The organism is Pseudomonas sp. K5002, assembly GCF_013386655.1.
Lineage (GTDB): Bacteria > Pseudomonadota > Gammaproteobacteria > Pseudomonadales > Pseudomonadaceae > Aquipseudomonas.
This window is the reverse complement of record NZ_JACARK010001709.1, coordinates 1-1,224: the sequence shown is the minus strand read 5'-3', so window position 1 is coordinate 1,224 and position 1,224 is coordinate 1. Positions and strand designations below refer to the sequence as shown.

The following is a 1,224-nucleotide window of genomic DNA, read 5'->3' as shown; positions in this document are numbered from 1 at the left end:
TGCGGCGCGATCCGTACCTGCCGTCGCGGGTGGTGGAAAACCTGTTCTGGTTTGGCCGCTATTGCGAGCGCTGTGATGACAGTGCGCGCTGGCTGCGGATCGTCCTCGCCCGCTATGTCGACGGAGACGACCTGCTGGCGCTGCAGGCGGCGGTTGAACTGGGTGAGAACCTGCGACTGTTGCCGGAGGAGGGCGAGTTGCCTGAGCGGCTTCAGGCGGCGTTGCTCGGTGATGACTGGCCGTCGAGCCTGCGGGCCAACTTGCAGCGCTTGCAGTGGGCGGCGTCCCAGGTGCGCGGCAAGCTGTCCCGGGAAAACTGGCAGGCGCTGGTGGAGTTGCAGCGCGAAGCCCTGGACCTGGAAAGCGAAGAGCCGGACTTCGGCGAACTGCTGGATTTCCTCAACCGCCTGGTGATGTCCCTGGCCGCGCTGTCGGGCTTTGCCCTTGACGACATGACCCGCGACGAAGGCTGGCGCTTCCTGATGATGGGCCGGCGCATCGAGCGCCTGCAGTTTCTCAGCAGCAGCCTGGCGGCGTTCCTGCGCGGCGTGGCGGTGTTCGATCAGGCCGGGCTGGAGTGGTTGCTGGAACTGGGCAACAGCAGCATCACCTATCGTTCGCGCTACCTCGCGGTACCGCAGCTGATTCCGGTGCTGGACCTGTTGCTGCTGGATGAGCAAAACCCCCACGCAGTGCTGTTCCAGCTGAAACTGGTGAGCCGCACCTTGCGTCGCTTGAATGACGATTTCGGCGTGCCCCGGGAAACCGGGTTGGCGCCGTTGGTGGAGCGCCTGGCGCGCTTTGACCTGGGCTGCCTGGAGAACCCGCTGTTCGGCGAGTCCAGTGTGCGCGCTGCGCTGGACGGCCTGGCCGACCTGCTGCAAGCGGTGGCCGATGAAAGTGGGCAAGTCTCGGATCGCCTGGCCTTGCGCCATTTTGCCCATGTGGACGATGTCAGCCAGCAAACGGTGTCTGTGTGATGAGTGCCCGCTACCAGATTTTCCACGATACCCACTACCACTACGACAGCCCGGTGTCCCTGGCCCAGCAGCTGGCGCACCTGTGGCCGCGGCCTTGCGCCTGGCAGCGCTGCAGCTCGCAGCAACTGGAGATCAGCCCAGAACCGACCTCGCGCCGGGATGAACTGGATGTGTTCGGCAACCCGATCACCCGGCTGGCATTCGAGCGGCCCCATGATGAACTGCTGGTGAACGCCGGGCTGAC

The 1,224-nt window shown here is 65.2% G+C and carries 2 protein-coding genes; both read left to right on the top strand.

What is annotated here, in order from left to right; translation table 11 throughout:
- On the top strand, positions 1 to 980 hold a 980-nt coding region (locus tag HX846_RS38840), incomplete at its 5' end, for an alpha-E domain-containing protein (protein ID WP_178967657.1).
- Positions 980 to 1,224, top strand: a 245-nt coding sequence (locus tag HX846_RS38835) for a transglutaminase N-terminal domain-containing protein (RefSeq protein ID WP_306173217.1), incomplete at its 3' end; no start/stop codon positions are given. The genes HX846_RS38840 and HX846_RS38835, both read left to right, overlap by 1 nt.